Source organism: Vibrio sp. B1ASS3, assembly GCF_905175355.1.
Classification (GTDB): domain Bacteria; phylum Pseudomonadota; class Gammaproteobacteria; order Enterobacterales; family Vibrionaceae; genus Vibrio; species Vibrio owensii.
The window spans coordinates 311,331-337,170 of the sequence record NZ_HG992742.1 but is presented as its reverse complement, the minus strand read 5'-3'; the positions used below and the strand labels follow the sequence as shown (position 1 = coordinate 337,170).

General features: G+C 44.7%; 19 protein-coding genes, 13 tRNA genes and 1 pseudogene. 7 read left to right on the top strand and 26 right to left on the bottom strand.

Annotated features, from left to right (window positions below):
* Positions 1-18 precede the first annotated feature (18 nt).
* From hflX to tsaE, 6 genes are all read right to left on the bottom strand, one after another.
* Positions 19-1,308, bottom strand: a complete 1,290-nt coding sequence (hflX, locus tag KJB05_RS01605) for a ribosome rescue GTPase HflX (protein ID WP_005438331.1) — start codon at positions 1,306-1,308, stop codon at positions 19-21.
* A gap of 38 nt (positions 1,309-1,346) precedes the next feature.
* Positions 1,347-1,610, bottom strand: coding sequence for an RNA chaperone Hfq (hfq, locus tag KJB05_RS01600; RefSeq protein WP_005438329.1), 264 nt, complete (start codon positions 1,608-1,610; stop codon positions 1,347-1,349).
* A 192-nt stretch (positions 1,611-1,802) separates the two neighbouring features.
* A complete protein-coding gene (miaA, locus tag KJB05_RS01595) occupies positions 1,803-2,735 on the bottom strand; it encodes a tRNA (adenosine(37)-N6)-dimethylallyltransferase MiaA (protein ID WP_005438326.1) in 933 nt (310 codons plus the stop codon).
* A complete protein-coding gene (gene mutL / locus KJB05_RS01590) occupies positions 2,732-4,750 on the bottom strand; it encodes a DNA mismatch repair endonuclease MutL (RefSeq protein ID WP_208446316.1) in 2,019 nt (672 codons plus the stop codon). Before mutL ends, miaA begins: the two co-directional genes overlap by 4 nt.
* A gap of 18 nt (positions 4,751-4,768) precedes the next feature.
* Positions 4,769-6,493, bottom strand: coding sequence for a LysM peptidoglycan-binding domain-containing protein (locus KJB05_RS01585; protein ID WP_208446317.1), 1,725 nt, complete (start codon positions 6,491-6,493; stop codon positions 4,769-4,771).
* Positions 6,487-6,951 carry a tRNA (adenosine(37)-N6)-threonylcarbamoyltransferase complex ATPase subunit type 1 TsaE gene (gene tsaE / locus KJB05_RS01580; RefSeq protein ID WP_005438321.1) on the bottom strand — a complete coding sequence of 155 codons (465 nt, stop codon included), beginning with the start codon at positions 6,949-6,951 and terminating at the stop codon, positions 6,487-6,489. The genes KJB05_RS01585 and tsaE overlap by 7 nt, the downstream gene beginning before the upstream one ends.
* Before the next feature lie 283 nt (positions 6,952-7,234).
* On the opposite strand from tsaE, the gene queG reads away from it, so the two are divergent.
* Positions 7,235-8,362 carry a tRNA epoxyqueuosine(34) reductase QueG gene (queG, locus tag KJB05_RS01575; protein WP_208446318.1) on the top strand — a complete coding sequence of 376 codons (1,128 nt, stop codon included), beginning with the start codon at positions 7,235-7,237 and terminating at the stop codon, positions 8,360-8,362.
* 528 nt (positions 8,363-8,890) lie between these two features.
* On the opposite strand, the gene KJB05_RS01570 is transcribed toward queG, so the two are convergent.
* The 14 genes from KJB05_RS01570 to orn form a co-directional block, all read right to left on the bottom strand.
* Positions 8,891-8,967: transfer RNA gene (locus KJB05_RS01570), tRNA-Met, on the bottom strand.
* A gap of 155 nt (positions 8,968-9,122) precedes the next feature.
* Positions 9,123-9,198: transfer RNA gene (locus tag KJB05_RS01565), tRNA-Gly, on the bottom strand.
* Positions 9,199-9,232: 34 nt separating this feature from the next.
* A tRNA-Gly gene (locus tag KJB05_RS01560) sits at positions 9,233-9,308 on the bottom strand.
* 105 nt (positions 9,309-9,413) lie between these two features.
* Positions 9,414-9,490: transfer RNA gene (locus tag KJB05_RS01555), tRNA-Met, on the bottom strand.
* A gap of 39 nt (positions 9,491-9,529) precedes the next feature.
* A tRNA-Gly gene (locus KJB05_RS01550) sits at positions 9,530-9,605 on the bottom strand.
* Between the two features lie 18 nt (positions 9,606-9,623).
* Positions 9,624-9,700, bottom strand: a tRNA-Met gene (locus tag KJB05_RS01545).
* 39 nt (positions 9,701-9,739) lie between these two features.
* Positions 9,740-9,815: transfer RNA gene (locus KJB05_RS01540), tRNA-Gly, on the bottom strand.
* 2 nt (positions 9,816-9,817) lie between these two features.
* A tRNA-Met gene (locus KJB05_RS01535) sits at positions 9,818-9,894 on the bottom strand.
* Positions 9,895-9,933: 39 nt separating this feature from the next.
* A tRNA-Gly gene (locus KJB05_RS01530) sits at positions 9,934-10,009 on the bottom strand.
* Between the two features lie 18 nt (positions 10,010-10,027).
* Positions 10,028-10,104, bottom strand: a tRNA-Met gene (locus KJB05_RS01525).
* Between the two features lie 42 nt (positions 10,105-10,146).
* Positions 10,147-10,222 (bottom strand) — tRNA-Gly (locus KJB05_RS01520).
* A gap of 106 nt (positions 10,223-10,328) precedes the next feature.
* A tRNA-Met gene (locus KJB05_RS01515) sits at positions 10,329-10,405 on the bottom strand.
* 39 nt (positions 10,406-10,444) lie between these two features.
* A tRNA-Gly gene (locus KJB05_RS01510) sits at positions 10,445-10,520 on the bottom strand.
* Between the two features lie 156 nt (positions 10,521-10,676).
* A complete protein-coding gene (orn, locus tag KJB05_RS01505) occupies positions 10,677-11,222 on the bottom strand; it encodes an oligoribonuclease (RefSeq protein ID WP_199455779.1) in 546 nt (181 codons plus the stop codon).
* Positions 11,223-11,350: 128 nt separating this feature from the next.
* Between orn and rsgA the strand changes: the two genes are divergently transcribed.
* The 5 genes and pseudogenes from rsgA (at position 11,351) to KJB05_RS01480 (ending at position 17,644) form a co-directional block, all read left to right on the top strand.
* Complete coding sequence (gene rsgA / locus KJB05_RS01500; protein WP_038896845.1) at positions 11,351-12,415, top strand: small ribosomal subunit biogenesis GTPase RsgA; 1,065 nt, start codon at positions 11,351-11,353, stop codon at positions 12,413-12,415.
* A gap of 116 nt (positions 12,416-12,531) precedes the next feature.
* Positions 12,532-13,389: an archaetidylserine decarboxylase gene (asd, locus tag KJB05_RS01495; RefSeq protein ID WP_208446319.1), complete on the top strand. Its 858-nt coding sequence runs from the start codon at positions 12,532-12,534 to the stop codon at positions 13,387-13,389.
* Positions 13,390-13,536: 147 nt separating this feature from the next.
* Positions 13,537-14,917 (top strand): annotated as a pseudogene (locus KJB05_RS01490) (IS4 family transposase).
* A 161-nt stretch (positions 14,918-15,078) separates the two neighbouring features.
* Positions 15,079-16,494 (top strand): SLC13 family permease, encoded by a 1,416-nt coding sequence (locus tag KJB05_RS01485; RefSeq protein ID WP_032803123.1) that lies wholly within the window; start codon positions 15,079-15,081, stop codon positions 16,492-16,494.
* A gap of 580 nt (positions 16,495-17,074) precedes the next feature.
* On the top strand, positions 17,075-17,644 hold the full coding sequence (locus tag KJB05_RS01480; RefSeq protein ID WP_208444924.1) for a recombinase family protein: 570 nt from the start codon (positions 17,075-17,077) through the stop codon (positions 17,642-17,644).
* A gap of 4 nt (positions 17,645-17,648) precedes the next feature.
* Here KJB05_RS01480 and KJB05_RS01475 read toward each other — a convergent pair whose 3' ends face one another.
* The 6 genes from KJB05_RS01475 to KJB05_RS01455 all read right to left on the bottom strand — a co-directional run bounded on the left by KJB05_RS01475 (position 17,649) and on the right by KJB05_RS01455 (position 23,934).
* Entirely contained in the window at positions 17,649-18,404 is a 756-nt protein-coding gene (locus KJB05_RS01475; RefSeq protein WP_208444923.1) for a hypothetical protein, read from the bottom strand.
* A gap of 27 nt (positions 18,405-18,431) precedes the next feature.
* Positions 18,432-18,575 carry a hypothetical protein gene (locus KJB05_RS01470; protein ID WP_208444922.1) on the bottom strand — a complete coding sequence of 48 codons (144 nt, stop codon included), beginning with the start codon at positions 18,573-18,575 and terminating at the stop codon, positions 18,432-18,434.
* Between the two features lies 1 nt (position 18,576).
* Positions 18,577-19,230, bottom strand: a complete 654-nt coding sequence (locus KJB05_RS01465; RefSeq protein WP_208444921.1) for a hypothetical protein — start codon at positions 19,228-19,230, stop codon at positions 18,577-18,579.
* Entirely contained in the window at positions 19,220-21,637 is a 2,418-nt protein-coding gene (locus tag KJB05_RS01460) for a DUF2235 domain-containing protein (RefSeq protein ID WP_244868312.1), read from the bottom strand. The genes KJB05_RS01465 and KJB05_RS01460 overlap by 11 nt, the downstream gene beginning before the upstream one ends.
* Before the next feature lie 16 nt (positions 21,638-21,653).
* Positions 21,654-21,869 (bottom strand): hypothetical protein, encoded by a 216-nt coding sequence (locus KJB05_RS28495; RefSeq protein WP_244868311.1) that lies wholly within the window; start codon positions 21,867-21,869, stop codon positions 21,654-21,656.
* 469 nt (positions 21,870-22,338) lie between these two features.
* Positions 22,339-23,934, bottom strand: coding sequence for a recombinase family protein (locus tag KJB05_RS01455; RefSeq protein WP_208444920.1), 1,596 nt, complete (start codon positions 23,932-23,934; stop codon positions 22,339-22,341).
* Here KJB05_RS01455 and KJB05_RS01450 point away from each other — a divergent pair.
* Complete coding sequence (locus tag KJB05_RS01450) at positions 23,927-25,792, top strand: methyl-accepting chemotaxis protein (RefSeq protein WP_208444919.1); 1,866 nt, start codon at positions 23,927-23,929, stop codon at positions 25,790-25,792. The genes KJB05_RS01455 and KJB05_RS01450 overlap by 8 nt on opposite strands.
* Positions 25,793-25,840 lie beyond the last annotated feature (48 nt).

Genomic DNA, 25,840 nt, shown 5'->3' with positions numbered 1-25,840 from the left:
TTATACTGTAGCAGTCCTTTAAGTGACTATAAAGTCGACTAAAACTGCCCCTTCTCTTTTTTCAAGTCTAGACCAATCTACCTGTTGCATTCGAATATTGATCAACAAGTTACCTTCCTGGTCATATTCCTCACGTTGAATACACTTCATTTGGAAGAATGTACTACGGAATCGTCCTTGATACTGTGGAGGAATTCGCAACTGATGCTCAACCATTTGCGACGCTAAACGCTCGGTCAGCGCGTCAAACAGAAGATCAATGCCTAATCCGTCCATCGCGGAAACCCAGACCGTACGAGGCACGCCTTCCTCATCACGTTCTATACGTGGTTTCTGCTCTTCTAGATTGTCAATCTTGTTCATTACTACGAGTGTCGGCACTTCATGTGCGTCGATCTCTTCTAAAACTTCATGAACAGCTTGAATATTCTCACGAAAACGCTCGTCACTGGCATCAACAACATGTAACAAAATGTCAGCTTCTTGCGTTTCCTGCAAGGTTGCTTTGAAGGCCGCAACCAAATCGTGAGGCAGGTGTCGGATAAAACCAACGGTATCTGCAAGTATCGCAGGTCCTACGTCTGCTAACTCTATCTTACGTAAAGTTGGGTCAAGAGTAGCAAACAATTGATCTGCCGCGTAAACGCCAGCTTCTGTAATACGGTTGAAGAGTGTCGACTTACCCGCGTTGGTGTAGCCCACGAGAGAAATCGTTGGGATCTCTGCTCTGTTTCGGGCACGGCGCCCTTGTTCACGCTGCTTCGCGACTTTTTCAAGACGACGAAGGATAGCTTTGATTCTGTCACGCAATAAACGACGGTCGGTTTCTAACTGGGTTTCACCTGGCCCACGTAGACCGATGCCGCCTTTCTGCCTTTCAAGGTGCGTCCAACCGCGAATTAAACGAGTAGAAATATGACGAAGTTGGGCTAGCTCTACTTGCAGCTTACCTTCGTGTGTTCGTGCTCGTTGAGCAAAGATATCGAGGATGAGACCGGTGCGGTCGAGGACTCGACATTTGCACAGCGCTTCGAGGTTACGTTCTTGGGCAGGAGAGAGGGAGTGATTAAAAATCACAATTTCAGCACCAGTTAATTGTACCGCAGTAGCAATTTCTTGCGCCTTACCCTCTCCGACATAGTATTTCGGGTGTGGGGATTGACGACTGCCAGTTACAACTTGCAGCGCCTCTACCCCAGCGGAAGAAACCAGCATTTCGAATTCAGCCAGATCTTCCCATTCACCTTCTTGCGTGAAGTTGATATGAACAAGTACGGCTCGCTCACCGGATTCATAACGGTCAAACAAGCAATCAACTCCTTATTTTTGCAATACTAAATGAAGAATTAATCTTCAGATTTCTCTTGTGGACGATCACCTTGAGGACGATCACCACTGTGGTGGCTCACTGGACGAGCCGGAACAACGGTAGAGATTGCGTGCTTGTACACCATTTGATTTACAGTGTTTTTCAGCAGGATCACGAATTGATCGAAAGATTCGATCTGACCTTGTAGTTTAATACCGTTCACAAGGTAGATAGATACCGGGATACGCTCACGACGTAGCGCATTTAGGAATGGGTCTTGTAGAGATTGCCCCTTAGCCATTTTATTTTCCTTATTTAATTTGTAGTTGTAATTATTTAGCTAGTGGTGCAATGCAAAAGATACTGCTTTTGCATCTGAGCTAAACGAATCAAAATGCACCCTAAGTAATTAGCAGCATAGTATAAAAACCGCCAATAACAGATCCTTTGAGAGTGCGTTCACGCAAAAACGATCACATTATACACAGCTATCTCAATCAGATGCTATTGCTTCTGACATAGTTTCAAGTGCCTGTTCAATGTTATCGCTATCCAACCAAGTTAAATCATTCCAGCTGCGTAACCAGGTGATTTGACGCTTGGCCAATTGACGAGTTGCACAGATGCCACGAAAAACGGCTTCGTCGCGCGTGCAGTCCCCGTCTAAGTACTCCCACATCTGTCTGTAGCCCACGCAACGGATAGAAGGAAGATCAGGGTGAAGATCTTTGCGCGCATACAACGCTTTCATTTCTTCTTCAAAACCTGCTTCCATCATCTTATCGAAACGCAGCTCAATTCGACGGTGAAGTTCTGCCCTGTCCTTGGGAGCTATTGCAAACTGTTTGACTCGGTAAGGCAAGCTGTCGCCTTTCGTTTGAGTCAACTCAGTAAGAGTTTTACCTGAAATGCGGAATACTTCCAATGCCCTAGATAAACGTTGAGGATCGTTTGGATGAATTCTCGCAGCTGATACAGGATCAATCTCTTTCAGCTCATCGTGCAACACCGACCAACCTTTAGTCAATGCCTCTTGCTCAATTTGCTGACGAATTTCAGGATTTGCAGCAGGAAGAGGTGATAAGCCTTCAAGTAACGCTTTGTAGTACAGCATTGTTCCGCCGACTAATAACGGAATTTTTCCTTCTGCAACAATGTCATCCATTGCCTGTAGTGCATCACGACGGAAGTCCGCCGCAGAGTATGATTCGCTTGGATCAAGAATATCGATAAGACGATGCGGTGCTAGACTTAGCTCTCGCTCATCTGGTTTTGCTGTGCCGATATTCATGTCTTTGTAGATCAACGCCGAGTCCACGCTGATGATCTCAACTGGGTATCTCTGGCGAAGTCGAATCGCTAGCTCTGTTTTCCCGGATGCTGTTGGCCCCATTAGAAATAGCGCCAAAGGTAGTTTGTCTGTCATGGTCTTAATTTGGCAATCGTGGCAGAGAAATCAACAGCAGACACAAATTTTGTATCTTCTAATGGCAATTGACCATGTCTTAGCTGTTCAAGTTCCGCAATAATTTGAATGGCTTCGGAAAGAGTATAGTGGCTCTTAACAGTAGTGACCTGCAAAGCAAGCCAATCTATCAGCTCTGATAGCAGCTGAACCGTTGCCACCTCTCCTCTCACGCGAGTTTGCGCGTAAGATAACAGATCTGGTATCAAATTTTGTAAGTTTTGTTGACGCAATGGTGATGGCACGCCCATGACCATTAAAGCTTTGTCATTTCGAGCTTTCAGTTGAATGCCCAGCTGCGCAAAATCTTGCTGATAATCGCGCGCAAGCTCCACTAATTCCGGCTCCAACTTTACGGATAATGGAACCAACAGTGGCTGAGCTTTTAACGCTCCGTCACTTGGTGTGAGCTGACCTTTGGTTCGATAGAACTCTGCTCTTGGCAGTGCAACCAAAGCCACACCACTATCGCTGCTCATCAAGACAAACTGCTCGTCCACCACAGCCAGCGCTTTGCTTAATGCCGTAACTGGCCGTAAAGCAGCTTCTGCCGATGTGCTAACTGACGCTTTTGGAGCTTCTTTTTGAGGCTCAAAATCTGGCGTTTGAAGCAATTCATGATAAGCGCGCACTTCTTGTTTACTTGGCGCAGGCTCAGCATGACGTTGTTCTCTGTTAGAACTTGGTTTAGGCGCAGGTTTTGATTCAACCCAATCTGTTCGTCTGAAAGAGTCTACCGGACGTGCTTCTCGCACAGAAGAATCACTTGGTGCCCTATCGCGAGGTTTCACTTCATAGTCTGAACGCCCCGGATAAGCTGGAGTGTTATCAATCGCTTGATAGACTTGCTCTGGCACAGGAGAGGTCACAGGCTTTGGTGCGCTGACTGGTTCTTGATTTGCCGTGCTCGCCTCAAAAGATTCAACAGAGTCGGCATGGTGGAACGCGGATTCGTTGACGTGGGGTTTATCAATCACCGAGCTTTGCGCAAGCGCATCTGCCAAAGCTTGATAGATAAAGTCATGCACTAAGCGGGCTTGATGGAAACGCACTTCATGCTTAGCAGGGTGCACGTTAACATCCACTTGGTGCGGGTCGAGCTCAATAAACAAGACATACGCGGCGAACTGATCCGGCTTTAAGCTGGTTTCATAGCTTTGACGAATCGCGTGATTGATCAACTTATCACGCATCATACGCCCATTCACGTAACAGTACTGTAAGTCGCTCTGCTGTCTCGCCCCTTCTGGCGTGGTGATCCAGCCATGAAGCTTGAGACCCTGATGCTCCAATTCGATGCGAAGCATATTACGCACAAAGGCATTACCACACACTGCAGCAATACGCTTTTCAGTTTGAAGCTGGTTCTTTGCCGCACGGTATTGGCGAATCACTTTGCCGTTGTGGCGAACATTGATAGTGACATCAAAACGACTTAACGCAATACGCTTTAGCAACTCGTCGATGTGAGCAAATTCGGTTTTCTCAGTGCGGAGAAATTTACGGCGTGCGGGCGTATTAAAGAACAGATCTAAGACTTCAACCGAGGTACCAATTGGGTGTGCCGTCGGCTGGAGCTTAACCTTCATGTCACGCCCTTCCGAGTAGGCACTCCACGCTTGTTCTTGCGCTGCCGGGCGAGAAGTCATGGTTAAGCGCGACACAGAGCTAATACTCGCTAACGCCTCACCGCGGAATCCCAAACTCATGATGGCTTCTAGATCGTCCAATGTGTGGATCTTAGAAGTAGCATGGCGACTCAACGCCAGACCTAACTCATCTTTCACAATCCCTTTGCCGTTATCGCGTACGCGAATCAGCTTGGCGCCACCTTTCTCGATATCAATATCAATACGAGTCGCGCCAGAGTCGAGACTGTTTTCTACCAGTTCTTTCACGACAGAGGCGGGTCTTTCAACCACTTCCCCTGCCGCGATTTGGTTTGCCAGTCGAGCTGGCAAAATCTTGATGGTCATGATGAGTTATCAGCTCACTTATTTGTTTGGAATGATCAGCACCTGCCCAACCGCTAGTTCATCAGAACGTAAGTTGTTCGCCTTACGAATACTTGACACGCTAACGCCATACTTCGATGCAATCTTACCTAGGTATTCACCGCGAGCAACCTTGTGCTTGCGGATTGGTTTTTCTTTCACTGCGACAGTGATCTTCAACTTCTGGCCAACCCAAAGAGTGTCTGATTTCAGGTTGTTCTCACGGCGAATATCCGCAATTTTCACTTTGTAGTGACTGGCAATCTTGCCAAGGAACTCTCCGGATTTAACCGTGTGTGTGATCGTCTCAGTTTCAACGGTATTTGGCTTGTTCGGAATAGAAACCGACGCCGCACCAGAACCAGGAATTTTCAGCTTCTGACCAACAGCTAAACCACTCGATTTAAGCTTGTTCGCGCTCATGATTGCTTTGGTCGACGTACCGTATTTCTGAGCAATCACAGACAGCGATTCACCACGTTTCACAGTATAAATCGATGGCTTAGCAGAAGACGAGAACACCGTGCCTTCTGGCGGGTTATCTTTCAGATATTGTACAACCGCTTTAGTGATAGCTCGTGCTAACTTGTCTTGGTGCGCACGTTGGAACAATAACTTCTCTTCCGTTGGATTCGAGATAAAACCTGTTTCAACCAGAACTGAAGGGATTTGCGGAGAACGCAGAACCGCCAAGCTGGTATTGATCGGCTTCGAGTTATGCAAACGAGCAACTTTACCCATCTCGCCAAGAATGTTGGTTGCTAGCTTGTAGCCTTCTTTCTGCGAATGGCTGAACTGAAGATCCAGCAACGTTTGGTTGACGTTACGATCATTGGTGTTGCCAACAAACGCCGTACCCGATCCGCCGAGCAACTCAGATTGTCTCTCGTGGTTTTCAACCCAACGGGAAATTTCTGTGTTTGCACGACGCGTGTTCAATACGAATACCGAACCACCACGAGGTTTTGGAGAGGTGAACGCATCAGCGTGAATCGAAATCAGCAGGTGAGCATTGTTCTCACGCGCAATCGCCACACGGCGGTTGAGGTTAACAAAGTAGTCGCCATTACGAGTCATACGAGTTTTGATACCTGGAACCGCATCTAACTGAGCCGAGATCTTACGAGAAATGCTCAGCACCGCATCCTTTTCATATTTACGACGCGATGGGCCGATTGAGCCAGGATCTTCACCACCATGACCAGGGTCGATGACAATAAGAATTTCTTGTGCGCGCTTCACCGAGCTCATGTCTTTACTTGGTGTTGCTGGGGTACTTGGTTTTGGTGTACTGGTTGCTGCTGTCGATGTCTTCGCGCCATGTGGCAAGTCAATAACCAAACGGTGGCCATATTGCCCAGTTGGCTTTAGCGTAAAGAGTTCAGCTTTAACGTTCTTCTTGAGCTCAAATACCAAACGGTATGTACCTTTGCTCGGAGGAGAACTCTTGCGAACCCGCTTTAGAACCGGGCTGTCAGTTACTGTGACAGGCAATTTGGCTTGCATCGTGGTGTTTTTAATATCCACGACTAAGCGGTCTGGTCCAGACAGAGAAAAATAGGAATAATCTGCTTCCGAGCTCAAATCGATGACGACACGAGTCTCATCTGGTGAAGGCCAAACTCGGAAACTTTTTACGACGTTAGCAAATGCTAAATTGGGGATGATAAGGAGAAAAGTGGCGACAAACGCCGCCACTACTCTAAATTTAGGAAGACTCAACATAGCTCCAATCGACTGAGTAACTGCACACCATATTCATTGTTCGCCGTTAGTTCGGCTACACGCTGCTCGCCTTGATAACGAATGTCCACATCAAGATCTGGTTGTGGCAGCATTCCTTGCCCTTTCTCTGGCCATTCCACCAAACAAATCGCATCATCCGTGAAGTAGTCTCGAATCCCCATGAATTCCAACTCTTCCGGATCCGCCAATCGGTAAAGATCAAAATGGTAAACTTGCCACTTATCTAGCTGATAAGGTTCAACCAAAGTATAGGTCGGGCTTTTTACATTTCCTTGATGGCCAAGAGCACGGACAAAACCACGACTGAAGGTTGTTTTACCCGCACCCAGATCACCGTGCAGATAAATGGTGGTTTGTTGAGAACAAAGCTGAGCCAATGCGGTACCTAGTGCTACCGTTTCATGCTCATCTTTAAGATTAAATTGTTTCGTGCTCATTGATGTTTCTCTAACTAATGATCGTTGACTATATAAAAATCAAAAGAACAGGAATAGTAAACTGTGTTGGTTTTGAGAGACAAGCTCTCAAATGTCATATATGCGAAAAAATGACCAAAAAAGACAAATCCTAATTACCTGATTCTATTGAATGCATAAGGAAAATTGCTCATGCCCACGTCAACTTTTGCTGACTTTGTTTCAAAATACTTATCTAGACTTTCTGGTAGCACCAATTCATAAGATCCGGTAAGATCCGCCCCCTTTATCTCGGTGATAAAACATGAACTTCGAACAACTCGCTCAACAAATCAAAATTTGGGGTAAAGAGCTCGGCTTTCAAAAAGTCGGTATCTGCGATGTTGATCTTAGTGAACATGAAGCGGCTCTGCAAAAATGGCTTGATGCTGGCTATCACGGTTCAATGGATTGGATGGCTCGTCACGGCATGATGAGAGCCAGACCCAGTGAACTTCTACCGGGAACCGTACGTGTCATCAGCGTGCGCATGGACTATCTGCCACCTGAAGCTAAGTTCGCTTCCAATTTGGCAAACAAAAATCATGCTTACATCAGTCGCTATGCGCTTGGTCGTGATTATCACAAGTTGGTGAGAAAGCAGCTTAATAAACTTGGCAAACTTATTGAGCAAGAAGTCGGACAATATGGCTATCGCCCCTTTGTCGACTCAGCCCCTATCCTTGAACGCCCACTCGCTCAAAAAGCTGGGTTAGGCTGGACAGGCAAGCACTCACTCATTTTAGATAAAGACTGTGGTTCATGGTTCTTCCTTGGCGAATTGCTTATCGACTTGCCATTACCCGTGGATGAACCAAGCGTCGATCAATGTGACAAGTGTAAAGCATGTATCACATCCTGTCCGACGCAAGCTATCGTTGACGATAAAATCGTAGATGCGCGACGCTGTATCTCTTATCTCACGATCGAATTTGATGGTGTTATCCCTGAAGAGTTCCGCAAACCGATGGGGAACCGTATCTACGGATGCGACGATTGTCAGTTAGTTTGTCCATGGAACCGATACGCGGAAGTCACCACTCAAGAAGACTTTCACCGCCGTGATAGCTTTGAAGACCCAGATCTCATTACTATGTTCAATTGGGATGAGGCAACCTTCCTAAAACAAATGGAAGGGTCTGCGATCCGCCGAATTGGCCACTTACAATGGTTGCGTAATATTTCTGTCGCACTTGGTAATGCAAAATACAGCCAAGAGGCCATTGACGCCCTAGAGAGTCGTCGTGGTGAAAGTGAATTACTAGATGAACATATCAATTGGGCTCTAGAACAGCAATTCAGCCAATTTCCTACCAATGAATCCGACTCTATCGAGACGAAGAAGAAACGCTTAATCAGAATCGTCGAAAAAGGCCTTCCAAGAGATGCCTAACGCGTAGCTCATATGCAAGAGATTGAAAACACTTTTTACATGTTCAATTCATGACCTTGTTCTCAATTCTGGAATGTGGAAAAAAAGTCAAGACTCGAAAGATTTCAGGGAAGAGAAAAAAGTTAAACACAACCTGAAGAAATGATTAGGATCAAAAAAATACAAATTAATGATCCTGATTTAACGCATCCGATCCGCAATAAAAGCAACTTTCCCGATAAATAACATACACTTACGTGGTAAAGAGAAAATTTTATTGTTGTCGAATAAAGAAAAGATCTTTCTTTGCAGCCCTTTAAACCCAAGCTGAAAACACTTTATCAACCAACTTATCCACAGAATGATATATGTGGATAACTCTGTTAATTAAAGAGCAGAAAGCACTCCGAACACCAGATAATTCGTTGCTCAGACAAGTCGTCTCATGTTTAAAACACAAACGAAATCGTCCGGCATCGACTAATGCGGATTAAAATATGATTTTCAGGGGTTCATGCTTCGCAGCATTATGAAAAGAGCGATGTGAATTGGTTGCGGGAGCCGGATTTGAACCGACGACCTTCGGGTTATGAGCCCGACGAGCTACCAAGCTGCTCCATCCCGCGTCCATGTATCACTGCTTTAAGCAGTAACAAGAATTGGAACGACACACGAAGTTCCCTATCCATAACAGAAAGGCGTAACCTCAACCTTGGTAAGTTTGCTCTGTAAACGAGCGAGTGTCGCAATTCACTGTTAAGCACAATGAAAGCTATCAAATTGGAGCGACACACGAGGTTCGAACTCGTGACCTCAACCTTGGCAAGGTTGCGCTCTACCAACTGAGCTAGTGTCGCATGTCACTGTTAAGCACAATGAGGACTATTAAATTGGAGCGACACACGAGGTTCGAACTCGTGACCTCAACCTTGGCAAGGTTGCGCTCTACCAACTGAGCTAGTGTCGCATATTCTCAAAGAGAATTGGTTGCGGAGCCGGGATTTGATCCGGGCGGCGCATCCGTCGACGGCCTGAGGGTTATGATAAATAACTATCAAACTGTCTTGGAATTTGGTTGCGGGAGCCGGATTTGAACCGACGACCTTCGGGTTATGAGCCCGACGAGCTACCAAGCTGCTCCATCCCGCGTCCGTATTTCATTGTTAAGCACAATGAGAGCTATCAAACTGGAGCGACACACGAGGTTCGAACTCGTGACCTCAACCTTGGCAAGGTTGCGCTCTACCAACTGAGCTAGTGTCGCATATTCTCAGAAGAGAATTGGTTGCGGGAGCCGGATTTGAACCGACGACCTTCGGGTTATGAGCCCGACGAGCTACCAGGCTGCTCCATCCCGCGTCCGTATTTCATTGTTAAGCACAATGAGAGCTATCAAATTGGAGCGACACACGAGGTTCGAACTCGTGACCTCAACCTTGGCAAGGTTGCGCTCTACCAACTGAGCTAGTGTCGCATTGGTTGCGGGAGCCGGATTTGAACCGACGACCTTCGGGTTATGAGCCCGACGAGCTACCAAGCTGCTCCATCCCGCGTCCGTATTTCACTGTTAAGCACAATGAGAGCTATCAAATTGGAGCGACACACGAGGTTCGAACTCGTGACCTCAACCTTGGCAAGGTTGCGCTCTACCAACTGAGCTAGTGTCGCATATTCTCAAAAGAGAATTGGTTGCGGGGGCCGGATTTGAACCGACGACCTTCGGGTTATGAGCCCGACGAGCTACCAAGCTGCTCCACCCCGCGTCCGTAATTCACCATTTGAGGCATGATGAAAGCCTTTTAATTTGGAGCGACACACGAGGTTCGAACTCGTGACCTCAACCTTGGCAAGGTTGCGCTCTACCAACTGAGCTAGTGTCGCATATTCTCAAAAGAGAATTGGTTGCGGGAGCCGGGATTTGAACCGGGCGGCGCATCCGTCGACGGCCTGAGGGTTATGATAAATAACGATCAAACTGTCTTGAATTTGGTTGCGGGAGCCGGATTTGAACCGACGACCTTCGGGTTATGAGCCCGACGAGCTACCAAGCTGCTCCATCCCGCGTCCGTATTTCATTGTTAAGCACAATGAGGGCTATAAAATTGGAGCGACACACGAGGTTCGAACTCGTGACCTCAACCTTGGCAAGGTTGCGCTCTACCAACTGAGCTAGTGTCGCATCAACAACGTTTCCGTCGTTCAGGGCTGCGAATTATAAGAGCATTTTTTTGTGATGCAAGTCCTTCGTTCAAAAAAACTTTATTTTTTTACCAACAGATGAAAAAGCAAGCAAAACGCTCATTAATTCCAACAATTTGGATCGCAGCCTTAACAGTTAGATCTTAAAGATCGTTTCGCGGTAGTACTTTAGCTCAGCAATCGACTCACGGATATCATCCAATGCCAGATGCGTGCCCTGCTTCGAAAAACCGTCTAACACTTCTGGTTTCCAGCGGCGAGTCAGCTCTTTTAGCGTACTCACGTCCAAATAGCGGTAGTGGAAGTATTCTTCCAACTCAGGCATATGTTTGTACAAGAATCGACGGTCCTGACCAATACTGTTACCACAAATTGGAGAAACGCCCTTTGGTACCCATTTTTCGAGAAACTCAATGGTCTGCGCAACAGCATCTTGCTCTGAAATTTGGCTGTTTTGAACACGCTTAACCAAACCACTTGCCGTATGTGTATTAGTACACCAGTCGTCCATCTTAGCCAATTCTTCTTCTGGCTGATGGACAGCAAGAACAGGACCTTCAGCCAAAATATTCAATTCACTATCCGTGACGATAGAAGCAATTTCGATGATTTTATGCGTTTCAGGATCGAGCCCTGTCATCTCTAAATCCACCCAAATCAGGTTTTGATCGCTAAAGGACATGATTACGCCGCCTATTTGTTTATCGATAAAAGAGGTACTATACCTGAAAATACTTGAAACACGATACTCACTCGATTGACGAAGATTCCGTTTAATCAACTGAGTTAACTCACATTAAGTACAAGATTGTGGCAAAAAAGAAAAAGTTAACCAAAGGTCAGGTGCGCCGCGTACGCAGCAACCAACAAAAACGCCTAAAGAAGCAAGAAGAGTCCATCCAGTGGGATGAGAACATGCTAGGCGCAAGCAAACAGGGTCTCGTTATCACTCGTTTCGGTCAGCACGCTGACATCGAAGATTTAGAAACTGGTGAAGTGCAGCGCTGTAACCTTCGTCGTGGTATCGAATCACTGGTATCAGGCGATCGCGTGCTATGGCGCGAAGGTCTTGAATCAATGGCTGGTATTTCTGGTGTTGTTGAAGCTGTTGAACCTAGAACATCCATGCTGACTCGCCCTGACTACTATGATGGTTTGAAACCCGTCGCCGCGAACATCGATCAAATGGTGATCGTTTCCTCAGTTTTGCCAGAGCTTTCACTCAACATCATCGACCGCTACCTAGTGGCGTCCGAAACACTGAACATCGCACCACTACTAGTACTCAACAAAATCGACTTGCTTGCTGATGAAGAGCGAGCAATGTACGAAGAGTGGCTAGAAGAATACAAACGTATTGGCTACAAAGTATTGTTTGTAAGTAAGCAGTCAGGTGAGGGCATTGCCGAACTTGAAGAGCAACTACGCGACCGTATCAACATCTTCGTTGGGCAATCTGGTGTAGGTAAATCAAGTCTAGTGAACGCGTTAATGCCAGAACTTGAGCAAGAAGTTGAAGAAGGTGAGATCTCTGAAAACTCAGGCTTGGGTCAACACACCACTACAGCTGCTCGCTTGTACCACATCCCTACTGGCGGCGATCTGATCGATTCTCCAGGGGTACGTGAGTTTGGCCTGTGGCACTTAGAAGCAGAAGAAGTGACCAAAGCGTTCGTTGAATTCCGTCCTTATCTTGGTGGGTGTAAGTTCCGCGACTGTAAGCACAACGACGATCCTGGCTGTATCTTGCGAGAAGCCGTGGAAAAAGGCGAAGTGAGTGAAGTCCGTTTTGAAAACTACCATCGCATCCTAGAAAGCATGAGTGAAAACAAAGCAAACCGTCAGTACTCACGCAGCAAGAAAGCGGATCTGTAGCTGAGTTAAGACTGCAACTGTGTAAGAAATCATCACCTAATACTGACAAGCAGATTAAATTTCAGTAACATCACGCGCCCTAAAGCGAGAATCAAACAGAAGTATCGGAATTAAAGATGGACAAGATTAAAGTTGGACTGCAGTACTGGATCCCACAACATGGGTTAACACGCCTAGTGGGCAAACTAGCTTCAGCAGAGGCTGGCGGTCTAACAACAGCAATCATTCGCTGGTTTATCAAGCAATACAACGTGAACATGGATGAGGCGAAGCACTCCGATCCTAAACACTTCAAAACCTTCAATGAGTTCTTTGTACGTGAGCTAAAGGAAGGCGCACGCCCAATTGCTGAAGGCGATGCGGTGATTACTCACCCTGCGGACGCGTGCGTAAGCCAATTCGGTCCAATTGAAGACGGCCAGCTTATCCAAGCTAAAGGTCATAACTTCTCAGCACAAGAACTACTTGGCGGCGACGCAAAACTAGCTGAAGAGTTCCAAGACGGTTCTTTCGCAACCTTGTACTTATCACCTCGTGATTACCACCGTGTGCACATGCCATGTGACGGTACACTGCGTCAGATGATTTACGTACCTGGTGACCTATTCTCGGTAAACCCACTAACTGCCGAGAACGTGCCAAACCTATTCGCACGTAACGAACGCGTGGTATGTATCTTTGATACTGAGTTTGGTCCAATGGCACAAGTACTGGTTGGTGCAACCATCGTAGGTAGCATCGAGCAAGTATGGGCTGGCACTATCACGCCACCACGTGGAAACTCGGTTTACAAATGGGATTACCCAGCAGAGGGCGATAAAGCGGTTATCTTGAAGAAAGGCGAAGAAATGGGTCTCTTCAAGCTTGGCTCAACCGTTATCAACCTGTTCGCAAAAGATGCTATCGCATTTGATGAAAGCATGGAAAATGGTAAGCCAACCGTAATGGGTACTCCTTACGCGCACCAGCAGTAAGCTTTTCCGATCAAACTGATTTTAAAGCCTCCGCTCGCGGCTGTCTCTTATACACAAATCCCTAAGCTTGTAGCTTAGGGATTTTTTTTTGAACTCTTTCAAGTGTGTGCGATCTGATCACTTAAGAATCCTTACTGAAACACTAAGATGACACACTCAGACGCTAAACTTTGGGCGCAAGAACAATTTGGACAAGCACAACTTAAAGATCCTCGAAGAACACAACGCCTCATCAGTTTAGCGACTTCCATTGCTAATCAACCAGAGTCTCCGTGGCTAAACTTCCTTTTTCTCCCGCCGATATGGAAGGGGCATATCGCTTTATCCGCAATGAAAACATCGATGCAAAAGACATCGCTGAAGCAGGTTTTCAATCAACGGTATCTCGAGCTAACGAGCATGAGGAATTACTCGCGCTTGAAGATACAACAACGCTCTGTTTTCCTCATCGAAGTATAAAAGATGAACTCGGGCACACGAATCAAGGCGACAGAATTCGAGCTCTCCATGTACATTCGACGTTACTTTTTGCACCACAAAGTCAGACCATTGTTGGTCTTATAGAGCAACAACGATGGAGCCGAGATATTACTAAGCGTGGGCAAAAGCACCAACACGCGACTCGTCCTTACGAGGAGAAAGAGAGTTACAAATGGGAGCAAGCTTCTCGCCGTGTCGTTGAGCGCCTAGGGGATAAGATGTTAGATGTTATCTCGGTCTGTGACCGAGAACAGACCTATTCGAATACTTAACTTATAAACGTCAACATCAGCAGCGCTTTGTCGTTCGCTCAATGCAAAGTCGTTGTCTAGAAGAACACGCTCAAAAGCTTTACGACTATGCGCAAGCGTTACCAAGTGTCGAGACAAAGGAGCTTACCATCCCCCAAAAAGGAGGGAGAAAAGCGAGAGATGTAAAGCTTGACGTTAAATATGGTCAGGTGACATTAAAGGCTCCGGCAAACAAAAAGAGCACGCAGGCATACCTGTTTATTATGTTGGTTGCCTTGAGCAAGGGGCATCAAAAGACAAGTTAGCATGGCACCTCTTGACGTCGGAGCCAATAAACAACGTTGAAGACGCCATGAGAATTATCGGTTATTACGAGCGTCGATGGCTGATTGAAGACTTCCATAAAGTCTGGAAAAGTGAAGGTACGGATGTGGAGTCACTAAGACTCCAAAGTAAAGGTAACTTAGAGAGGTTAAGTGTCATCTATGCCTTTGTTGCGACTCGTTTATTGGCGTTACGTTTCATTAAAGAAGTTGATGAGCTATCAACAGAAAGTTGTGAAAAGGCCTTGGGCACAAAAGCTTGGAAGCTGCTGTGGTTGAAACTAGAAAGCAAGACATTACCTAAAGAAGTACCCGATATGAGCTGGGCGTACAGAAATCTTGCTAAATTAGGACGGTTGGGAAAGATACCAAGAGGAACGGGGCAGAGCTTCAATAAAGGCACTATGGGAAGGATGGTTTAAACTGCAAACCATCCTTGAAGGCTACGAGCTCGCAATGTCTCTTGATCACTAGACTTGTGATCAAGAGACAGCCGCTCGCGGGGGCTTTTTTGACAAAAAGCAAAACTCTGTTCGAAATTTCGCCTCTCTTTTTCAAACTCGTACTTGCCTCTAAGTACCTAAAAGCGCAATCAATTATTCTGCGTTAAGGGATGATTATAAAAGGGGCTGCCAATGCCAAAGATGAGTGCGGACACACTGGTCAAGTTACTGGTGTGTTTTTTGATTCCACTCGGTGTCTTAATGATGCCGATAGATGCCATTCCAATTGACGATCTCACTTTAATTCAGCATCGTCTTCTGGCTATTTTTCTTCTTGCTGCACTACTTTGGGTTTTAGAGCCGGTTCCCGTATTCGCTACTTCGATTCTTATCATCGCTCTTGAATTGATCATGATATCGGACAAAGGCTTACACCTATTTCGCAATCCACCAGCGGGACATGATTTGGGTGAGTTGATCGCTTACACCGATATTTTCTCCGCTTTCTCCTCTCCCATCATTATCCTTTTCATGGGTGGTTTCGCACTCGCTATTGCTGCCTCTAAATACGAGCTTGATAACAACCTTGCTCGTGTGCTGCTCAAGCCGTTTGGCACTCAACCTAAGTTCATCATGTTAGGCTTAATGCTGATCACCGCCGTGTTCTCGATGTTTATGTCGAACACTGCGACGACCGTTATGATGCTGGCTCTCCTTGGTCCCATTGTAGCTTCAGCACCAAAAGGAGACTTGGGGATCAAAGCGCTGGTTTTATGTATTCCTATTGCCGCTAATACGGGTGGTATTGCAACGCCAATCGGTACCCCGCCTAACGCGATTGCCTTGCAATATTTAACCGGAGAAAACAGCATCGATTTCCTATCTTGGATGATGATGGGCTTGCCTTTTGTCTTAGTGCAACTGACGCTGGCTTGGTTCTTATTGCAAAAGCTCTTCCCTTCTAGCGAACCAGAAATGAAGCTGCGTCTGGATGGTAAGTTCAAGAAGAGCTGGCGTGCGATCGTGGTTTACGTCACCTTCGCCATGACCATTCTGCTGTGGATGACAACCAAAGTGCATGGCATGAATACCTATGTCGTCGCCATCATTCCACTCGCTGTGTTCACGCTAACAGGCATCATGGGTAAAGAAGAGCTCAAGCTTATCAACTGGGATGTGCTGTGGCTGGTAGCCGGTGGTATCGCCATTGGTATTGCGCTAGATAAAACCGGCTTGGCAGAAGCCCTCGCTCACGCAATAGATTATGAGTCCCTGTCTCCATTTGCGGTGGTCGTTGCCCTATCGGTCGTGTGTTGGCTAATGGCAAACTTTATGTCCAACACCGCCACCGCGAACTTGTTGATGCCGATTGCAGCAGCGATTGGGGCTTCTATGCCGAGCCTGGTTGCTATCGGAGGCTTACAAGGTTTGTTGGTTGTGGTCGCCTTCTCGGCATCGCTCGGTATGATTTTGCCAGTCTCTACACCACCTAACTCACTCGCTTACTCAACAGGATTAATTGAAAGCAAAGACATGGCAAAAGTCGGTTTGATTATCGGTTTGGTTGGCCTGTTCATCGTCTATGGCGCTGTGATTATCTTGTTCTAACACGCTAACTTCGGGGTGGTTCACGCCACCCCAGACTCTTTCCTTCCAGCACTTTCAATCCACAGCGATATTTGCGAAATCCATATCGATTTTCGAATCTAGAAAATTCACTTTTATAATCAACATATTGAATAAAAATTACGCTATTTATCTCAAGTTTTCACGTAAAACGTCGATAAATTAGCTAAAGCCTTTCATGTAACTTTCAGTGCTTGAATCGTCTCACACCCTTTGAAGTCACGGCTCGTGACATTGATCTTTTTGTCTGTTTTATGAAGGTAAGGCAATGAGAAATACCATCAAACTAAAAATACAGATTGCGATTGCAGTCATTATCGCCATTGTTAGTGGCGTTCAAGCTTGGGTTTCCGTCAATCAATTACGCATGCAATATTAACCTTTTTAATAAATGCAATATAAAAAAGAGGTTAGCTTACAACTAGACCATTAAACATTCGTTTTATGACCTAACTCATTAACCATAAAAAACTAGTCCATAAAGCATTGAAGTTCATTTATGGACTATGCTTAAATATGAGCTACCCTTTTATGAACCAACTAGAGAACTAGAGATAGACGAATGAGAAGTTTTGCTTATTGTCGTGTTAGTACCACTGAACAAACAACAGAGAACCAAACTTTAGCTATTGCTAATGCAGGTTTTGAAGTACAAACAAACAGAGTTGTATCAGAAACGATTAGCGGTAGTGTTAAGGCTATGGATAGACCAGAGTTTTCAAAGCTAGTAGACAGACTAGAAGAAGGTGACTGTCTTATTGTTCTAAAGCTTGACCGTTTAGGGCGTGATGCTATCGACATACAGCAAACTGTACAGATGTTCTCTGATATGGGTGTAAGGCTTGTTTGTCTTGATTTACCTGTTACTGACCTTAGCAGTTCAGAAGGGCGTTTGATGCTTCAAATGTTCGGGGCTTTTGCTGAGTTTGAAAGAAACAGAATAAGAGAGCGTACAGCTCAAGGCTTAGAGAGAGCAAAAGCCGAAGGTAAGAAACTAGGACGTCCACCAGCAACAGAAACAAACAGAAGAGTCCAATTAGCCAAAGCTCAAGGCTTAGGACAAAGCGACATAGCTAGAACTTTAGGGATTGGTCTAAGCACAGTAAAAAGACACTGGAAAGAGGCTCTGTAATTGTTTAACTAAGGACTGCACTAGCAGTCACTATTGTTGAGACCAAAGCAATCAAAAAAGGCAGTTGATAGTCAGTAAAATAAGACTGATTGAGTGCGTACTTAGATAAGCCGATTAAACGATAGATGTTGAAGCGAATAATGTTGTAATTTAAGTACTCTCGATAGAAATGAGGCTCACCACTTTCACCGCCTGAACTATCAACTGGCTTCCAGCTTGCCTGTTGTTCAGTTGCTAAAGTTGCATGAAATTGTCTAATGTGTTCTTGCTTATTGGGGTAGCCTCTATCATCTGGATAAATGTAAAATTCACACTCTCGCCTAAATAGAAAAAGTACTTTATCTTCCTTCTCTGGGATTGCAGTATATCTGACACTACGGTTATAACGTGGGTCTGTAAAGCATGCGCTTAAAACCGATTCTTCTACAAAGTTGGCTTTCTTTCTAACCTTTCTCAGCAAGTACATATACTCCAGATGATACATGTAATCACGCATCTCTCGGTGCATATCTTTGACGTATGTTTCTTCTTGGTAATACTGCCAATACCTCAAAAAAAAGTATGCAAAGAGCGTGACTAATGCATACTTGAGAATTACAGGATTAGATACATTGATAATAGTCCCAAGAATGTTGATTTTTTCAATACTCGCTCCGCTTAAGAAGAACAGAGGCATAAGCATAGATATGAGTAACAAGTTACGACGCTGCCGAAGTAATCCATCAGAGATATCTCGATACCGAGCCTTTCTATCATCCACTAAATTCTAACCTTTAATGTTAAGAGGTTACCGCCAACCGACTTGACCGACAGCGGTAACAAAGAGAGCCATATAGCCAATAAAGCCAAGCGCAATCAATCCTACAATGACAATCAGCATCTTGAGCAATGAGCGTTTTACCTGTTTGTTTTTAGGCTTTGTGATGGTCATACTAATGAGTCTTATCTGTAAATGGCTTGTCTGATATTTCCCCTTTACCTTCATATAGTACGGCAACTACAGCAACACTTTTAGGATGTCTATTAGGGGATGGGACAATCCATCCATTAGGGTCTACCCCCTCTTTAACAGTGCAATCATCATTTGCAGATTTCACACACAAAATTGAATACAGAAGCATAACTTTGTCATCATTAACAAGAAGCTTCATTACTGGATTTGCATGGTGGTTTTTGTAGTAATGGTTCATTGTTTCTATTTTTTGCTTAGCAAGGTCACTATCTATCACATCATCAATTCGATACCAACGAGTACCATAATTCTTGTCGTAATCCCCCCATTCAGGCTTCCAGCGTTTTTTCCATTCCTTCTTCCAGTAACCGCTACCGAAGTTATTCTCCCATTCACCTTTGATAGCATTAGGAATACCAATGCCAATACTTGAGCTAGCACAACATCCCTGAACAGCACCATAGCCAAAATTGGCACCACCACCATAGGTATCACTCACCCACATGTCACTAATGAAATGAGGACTTCCTAGAGTTCCTGCATTACCGATACTAGCAACTGAAACAGGCTTACTTTCAAAGCAACCATTAAGTAAGAAACACATACTTACGGCGATTAAAAATCTATACTTCATTATCAAATACCACTCGTTTGAGTTGGTTTCCTTCTTTTGTCACTGCATTTACAAGGTTATCCATAGGCGTTGCGCATCCTGCGTTGATTAGCGCATCATGAGGGCGGTGTATCCACTCCTTCCCATATTGACTAATCTCACCTTGCCAATGTGTCGGCGTAATACTTCCCAAAGGCTGGGTTAATAGCTTTTCATTCAGCACTGTTAAAGCTGAATCGCTCCCTGTTAGCTGAATAAAATCAGATGGATGTTCAACTTCTCTAGCCCATTGAACCCCAATATTCTCTGCTTGTTGCCTCATCCTTTCTAAAGACAAAGCTGATAGAGCATTGCTAATAGGTTGTAACTCGTAATAGTAAAGAATGCCATTAACCAATGTCACAACTCCATACAAGCTCTTAGAGCTGCATTCCAAATCCCAAGCATCTTGAGCTTGCTTGTGTAAACGCTCGCTGTATACGGCTGCTCCATAAGCATTTTGTTGTGTCTGTACCTCTTGTCTTATGGATTCTGTTTTCATTAGCTCACGATTGTAAGTTGCAGAAAGAGGCATGCCGTACCTTTCAGGTAGCCCCTGTTTTGCATACTGCTCTTTTGAAGGGTATCCACCACCAATGTCAGTGTGACAGCCAGCAAAAGCTTCTTCATAAAAGTTAGAGGGTAAGATTCCATCACTAGATAGTAATGACGTTAAAGGAAAGTTCTTTCTATACTCGTGGTGTGCACTTATCTGGAATACACGCTCCGCACAATTGGTATCAAGCCCTAATTCAAAGTTACCTTCATTGTTGTTACCAGCGAGGTAAAATGAGCCTACGGTATCGAATAATCCGACAAAACGAACGCTACAGGTACGTGTTTCGTCAGGATAGTAACCATGTTTAAGCTGACTACTTATATCGTCTTGGTGTGCTAATAAATTGGGATAGACTTCCCCGAATTTTTCACCATCACGAGGCTTGTCATAATCAGGTAATCCATCTTTGACTGCATTGACAAAATGACGAGCCAAAGCAGCGCCACGACTAAAGCCGAAAACGTCAAATTCAATGTGTGTAATACTCTGAAATGATTGATTATCTTTTAAAGCTTGAACTATATTAAAATACTGTTTTATCCAGTTTTGCCACTTATAGAAAGCCCCTGTTTCGTCAGCAACAAGGTTGTAAGCAGCGTCAATAAAAGTAGATGTTTGATGTAGCTTGTTAGGGCTTACGCCAAACGCTTGAGCTAAATCAACCTCATCCTTTCCTTCATCTATCAGGGTTGGATTCTTCCAAGCATCATCAACAGTACCGACACCAGATACATAGATTTTATTCACATCTTCTTCATTTACCGGATAAACCTCAAACAACCGAGCTACATTAGTGCGAGATTTTACTCCGTGACTTTCCTTGTACTTATCATTGAGGTGGTTTTGTCCTGTCCCATCAAAGAAGACACCTATGCGTAGCACTTTCTCTTCCACCCTTGCCACATCTAACACCGCAATGTTAGGGCTGTAGTCAGAATGATTAAAGATGCGCTTCACAGAAGCAGAGAGCGAGGATTCTAGATAATGTCCCCAAGCATCACCAAATGGATAACACTTACCTACGCTAGGCTTAGTGATTGGTGATGGTTGTTCTGCTTGCTCAACATCTTCTACTGAATCTAGTGCATCTTCGATAAACAAAACATCCCCAACACTCAAAGATAAAGGGTCATGCTCATAAGCAGGATTGAGACTTAGTAAATCCTTTGCTCCTATGCCATACAAAGCAGCAATGTCTGTCCATTGTTCTGGCTGTCCATCTTCTTTGTTCTTTACGGTGTGCTTGTTGGCTTCTGGTTGAGTGACATTCGCTTTATCTTGCTTTGCTTCCCTAGGCAGTAGCTTTTGCTCACAGATTGATGTTAGAGCCTTGGTATCTATCAGTGCTGCATGCTCATCAAGCCATGAAGTGTTGACCTCTGCCAGTTCATCATTTGTTAACTTAGTTCGACGATATAATATGTGCTGAGGGGGCATTGGTTGCCCTTCAATGGATACAGGGACTAATAGAGAGGTAAAGACTTGGTCACTAACTTGCTCTGAGCTTATGCCATCATGGGTAGAGCGAGTGATACACCAAGCCCATTTCCCATTGCCTAAAATGTCGAACTCATAAACTAACCTACCGTCGACAAAGTAATAGTAAAAGCCGTGAGCTGCCCATCCCAAACATTCATTTGTTTCAACAGAGGGAAGGAAGGGTACAAACTCTGCATTGATATGGTTTGAATCGATTGGTTTTGGCTCAATCTTAAATGATTCACTTACCCCTATGTCAGAGAAAAACTCATGCAGTAGTGTTTTCTCTTCGTCTTGAAAGCATTCAGTGGTGAGAACAGTGTGACGGTAAGGAGTTGTTTCTTCGCTCATTTGCCAGCGCTGTATCTTATCCTCCTCCGAAGTTTTCAATAGAGAAAAGACCTGTCTGTAGCGCATCTAGAACGCTCTTAGAGGCATGTATTTTAATCTTGCACTCGTACTCTGGCGTTGGTTGAACCTCTACATCAGAAACCGCTGGAAGCGGTAATTTAGGGATATCTTCTTGAATGGGGGCATAACCTGCACCTCTAAGGTGCTTAGGTTTAGGAAACTCGATAGGCATAACGTTATTAGATAAATGAGAGTAATCTAACGATTTTACCAATCTCGAATTGATTAATCTTTAAACGCAATAACTAATCATCCATTAGATTTCACTAACTTAGTAGGCAATGTGTCACATACATAATATTGATATATGTATCCCTATAGGATTTGTCCATTTTTTATATCCGTCTACCGTGAGTAGACACATTCCCTAAAAGGGGGAAAAGCCTCTGATATAAAAGAATTTTTCTCATCTACATTTGTTTTTTTGTTACTTCTATGTCACACAAATGATGATTTTACGTTTTATAATAAAGGGGGTTAAGAGTAAATTGTCTTCATTCTAGTTTCTCTTCCTATTAGTATCCAGATAGAAGAAACAAAGAGATACAAGCTTTACAAAGCCTTAGATACTCTCTCTTTTTTGATATTAAAGGAAAAAGAAAGCCCCTGACTTGGGGCTATTGTGCTTAGCACTGAGAGGCTTAGTACACTGACCAAATCCTATCCTTCATTGGTTCTTTGATAGCTTTCTGGTTGGTCTCATATCTCAAATCTATTGGGTAATCCTCTGTCACTTCTGTTTCTATTGTTATTCTTTTACTTTCATTACAATGGAAGATAGATAGATGATTGAAGGTTTGCTTTAAGATTCTATTGAGTCTAACCCTAGTATTGAATAGTTCTTCAGGGGATAACTCCTCTATCCTTTCCCCCTCTAAGGGGTAATATAATGCTTTAGTTGTTAATTTTAGGGCTTCCGCAAAGTTTATGTGTGCTGTTCTAGCTTGTTCAACTGCTTTCTTAGCTTTTGCCTCTTCCACCTGCTTAGAAAGCCCTGTAATCAACGTAGAGCGCCTTTGCAACTCTTTTAGCGCAACAGGGTCACTAAAGGAAGAAAATGCCTCTAGAAGCCCCTCATAAGCTATGCGTTCTGCTTCATACCTTCCTTCTAACTCTGCAAGCTTGTTAACATCTTTCTGCTTTGACTTGTCCACTAACTTAGCATGTTGTTGATGGTACATAGGACTGTTGAACACTTCATAGATGAACCGGTAAATCAACTCCATTCTTATTGGTTTGTTAGTACAGTTTTTCTTTTTAGACTCTCTACAAGTCAAATAGTTAAGTGATGGTTGTTTGTTTTCAAAGAACATTGAAGAACCACACAAATGACATTTAGCTATATGAACTAATGGATTAGGGTAAGTGGTTTTTCTTCCCGCCGCCTCTGGTGCTGAACGTTCTTTTTTACGCTGTAGAGAAGTATAGTAAGTTTCTTCATCAATGATTGAAGGGTAGTAGTTCTTAATCAGGGTATTCAAAGACTTTCTACCTTGAGCAGGCTCATAATGACCTAGAGCAGCTTTCGAATTTAAGATTTTACTAACCGTCGTTATAGCCCAACTACGACCTTTAGGCGCAGGTATACCACACTCATTCAAATACCGAACAATCTTAACTAGTCCCCACCCGTCAATGGATAATTGGTAGATTTTACGTATGAGCTCTGCATAATCTTCTTTGACTGTATACGTGCGCTTATCTGGGTTTAGAGCCAACCAAAATGGCGTACTACCATGACGATTGGTTGAGCTCGGGTTTTGCCTTTTGTTATCCCATGCAGCCTTTAAGCGCTCTGACTTTGTCTTACTTTCATTGTGTGCTCGCTCCATGATAGTCAAAGAGATAATCAAATCTCGACTATCAGAATCTCGGTCATAAATACAATCGTCTATCAATGTAACAATCTTCACTCCGCATCGAATAATGCCTAACATTTGCTCCAATGCAGTTTGAACTTTAGCCCTACTCAAGCGGTCTAGACTTTCCACTAACAGATAAGAGCCCTCTGGAATCAAACCTTGCCGTAGTGCCGCTAAAAATTGTCCTAGACCACTGTCCTCTTGTGCATTAACAGAATGAAAAGCAGATACTCCTAAGTCTTGAAAGTTGGTATCTGATAGCGTCAGGTTGTGCTTTTCACAGTATTGTTGGGCGAGTTGTGTCTGTCTGCGCAAGCTATCCCCTTGTGCTTGCTGTGCTGATGAAAAGCGGATGTAAGAATACGCAATGCTCATAAATACTTACCTTTCTAAATCTCTTGTTTCTTTGATTCTACTCTTAAAGGTAAATATTACATACCATCAATTACGCGAAGAAACCACTTCTACCCTTAATCGAGAAATTCAAAACATCTCTCAATCGACCAACCGTTATATCAGCGATTGGCTGGCGATTCGCAGCGACATGATGCTCGCGAATGAAAACATCATCGCTGACACTGATACCGCCGATCGCGAGATGCTACTGACCAAGCGTGCTGGTAAGTTTTTATCGGTCTACGCTGGCTTCTCTGACGGCTCGATTGCCTACGGTGATAAGTCTGAATCTTGGCCTTCTGACTACGATCCTCGCACTCGTCCTTGGTATCAAGATGCGATGGCGAAATCGGGGTTGATCATCACGGAGCCATATCAAGATTTCGATGGCAGCATTGTGGTTAGCTTTGCTAAGGCATTCAACCAAGGTAAAAAAGGGGTACTTGCCGCTGACTTAGCAGTAACTGACATCATCAAAGAAGTCCTTAATATTCAGCTTGATAATGACGGTTTCGCGTTCCTAGTTGATGGCAACAACAACTTAGTGGCTTACAAAGATGAAAAGCTCAGCCAAAAACCGCTGACAGAGCTCAACCCAGCCTTAACTCATAGCACGATGATGACGCTAGCCGGTGATGCGAAGCTAGACACAATTCAATGGCCGAGCCAAGGCGATAAGCTGATTTACGTGGCTAAAGTGCCGAACACCGATTGGTCTTTAGGTATTGTGCAAGACAAACAAATGGCGTTTGCTTCTGTCTCTGAGCAGGTGACGTTTACGGCTATCGCTTCTATCGTGCTGTACCTGATTATTGCGGCAATCAGTACTTACATCATCACTCGCCTACTGCAGCCACTTCAAACCCTGTCTGATGCGCTTTCAGAGTTATCACAGGGCGAAGGCGACCTTACTCAACGCATCAAGATCGAGCGCATGGATGAAATTGGTGAACTTGCCACTCACGTGAACCAGTTCCTTGCTCAAATGCAGACCATGTTGAAGAGTATTGTTGAAAACAGTGAACAGCTTTCAGAACAGGCGAATCAAGCAAATGAGCTATCTGCGATGGCAGCGGGTCGTGTTGAACATCAGCAAAATGACGTCAACCAAATTGCTACTGCTATTCATGAGATGTCAGCAACCGCTGCTGAGGTAGCAAGTCATGCAGAGCTAACAGCAAGTGCTTCGCAAAACTCCGCATCTGCTTGTATGGAAGGACAAAACGTCATCCAGAAAAACCGTGAAGCGATTGTCGAACTGGCTGAACAAGTCAGTGATGCTGCCAGCGTGATTTCAGAGCTAGAAGCAAACACGCAAAGCATCAACCAAATCCTATCGACTATCCAAGGCATTGCCGAGCAAACCAACTTGTTAGCACTTAATGCTGCCATTGAAGCGGCTCGTGCTGGTGAGCAAGGTCGTGGTTTTGCCGTGGTTGCTGATGAGGTACGTGTGCTTAGCCAACGCACTCATGGTTCAACGGAAGAAATCCGCACCATGATCGAAACGTTGCAAAACAACACCAAGCTGGCAGTCAATAGCATGCAAACAAGCACCAGCTTGGCAGATACTAGCGTGGATTATGCTCAGCAAGCACACGACAGCTTAACCAGCATTACTAACTCGATCACTGAGATCAACGACATGGCAATGCAAATCGCAAGCGCTGCAGAAGAGCAACGCGCGGTAAGCGAAGACATCAGCCGCAACACACAAGGCATTAAAGACGATGCCGACATGATTGCCGAACAATCGCTTAAAAGCAGTGAAGGCGCACGCCAGATGTACGATACCGCCAATACCATGCGTGAGAACATCAGTCGCTTTAAAGTGTAACGCGCCCTATCAAAAGCAGCTCAACGAGCTGCTTTTTTATTAGCGATA

Coding starts and splice junctions, on each gene's coding strand:
- hfq (WP_005438329.1), bottom strand. CDS start 1,610: ATGGCTAAGGGGCAATCTCTACAAGACCCATTCCTAAATGCGCTACGT.
- miaA (WP_005438326.1), bottom strand. CDS start 2,735: ATGACAGACAAACTACCTTTGGCGCTATTTCTAATGGGGCCAACAGCA.
- mutL (WP_208446316.1), bottom strand. CDS start 4,750: ATGACCATCAAGATTTTGCCAGCTCGACTGGCAAACCAAATCGCGGCA.
- KJB05_RS01585 (WP_208446317.1), bottom strand. CDS start 6,493: ATGTTGAGTCTTCCTAAATTTAGAGTAGTGGCGGCGTTTGTCGCCACT.
- tsaE (WP_005438321.1), bottom strand. CDS start 6,951: ATGAGCACGAAACAATTTAATCTTAAAGATGAGCATGAAACGGTAGCA.
- queG (WP_208446318.1), top strand. CDS start 7,235: ATGAACTTCGAACAACTCGCTCAACAAATCAAAATTTGGGGTAAAGAG.
- orn (WP_199455779.1), bottom strand. CDS start 11,222: ATGTCCTTTAGCGATCAAAACCTGATTTGGGTGGATTTAGAGATGACA.
- asd (WP_208446319.1), top strand. CDS start 12,532: ATGGACAAGATTAAAGTTGGACTGCAGTACTGGATCCCACAACATGGG.
- KJB05_RS01485 (WP_032803123.1), top strand. CDS start 15,079: ATGCCAAAGATGAGTGCGGACACACTGGTCAAGTTACTGGTGTGTTTT.
- KJB05_RS01480 (WP_208444924.1), top strand. CDS start 17,075: ATGAGAAGTTTTGCTTATTGTCGTGTTAGTACCACTGAACAAACAACA.
- KJB05_RS01470 (WP_208444922.1), bottom strand. CDS start 18,575: ATGACCATCACAAAGCCTAAAAACAAACAGGTAAAACGCTCATTGCTC.
- KJB05_RS01465 (WP_208444921.1), bottom strand. CDS start 19,230: ATGAAGTATAGATTTTTAATCGCCGTAAGTATGTGTTTCTTACTTAAT.
- KJB05_RS01460 (WP_244868312.1), bottom strand. CDS start 21,637: ATGAGCGAAGAAACAACTCCTTACCGTCACACTGTTCTCACCACTGAA.
- KJB05_RS28495 (WP_244868311.1), bottom strand. CDS start 21,869: ATGCCTATCGAGTTTCCTAAACCTAAGCACCTTAGAGGTGCAGGTTAT.
- KJB05_RS01450 (WP_208444919.1), top strand. CDS start 23,927: ATGCTCATAAATACTTACCTTTCTAAATCTCTTGTTTCTTTGATTCTA.
- KJB05_RS01455 (WP_208444920.1), bottom strand. CDS start 23,934: ATGAGCATTGCGTATTCTTACATCCGCTTTTCATCAGCACAGCAAGCA.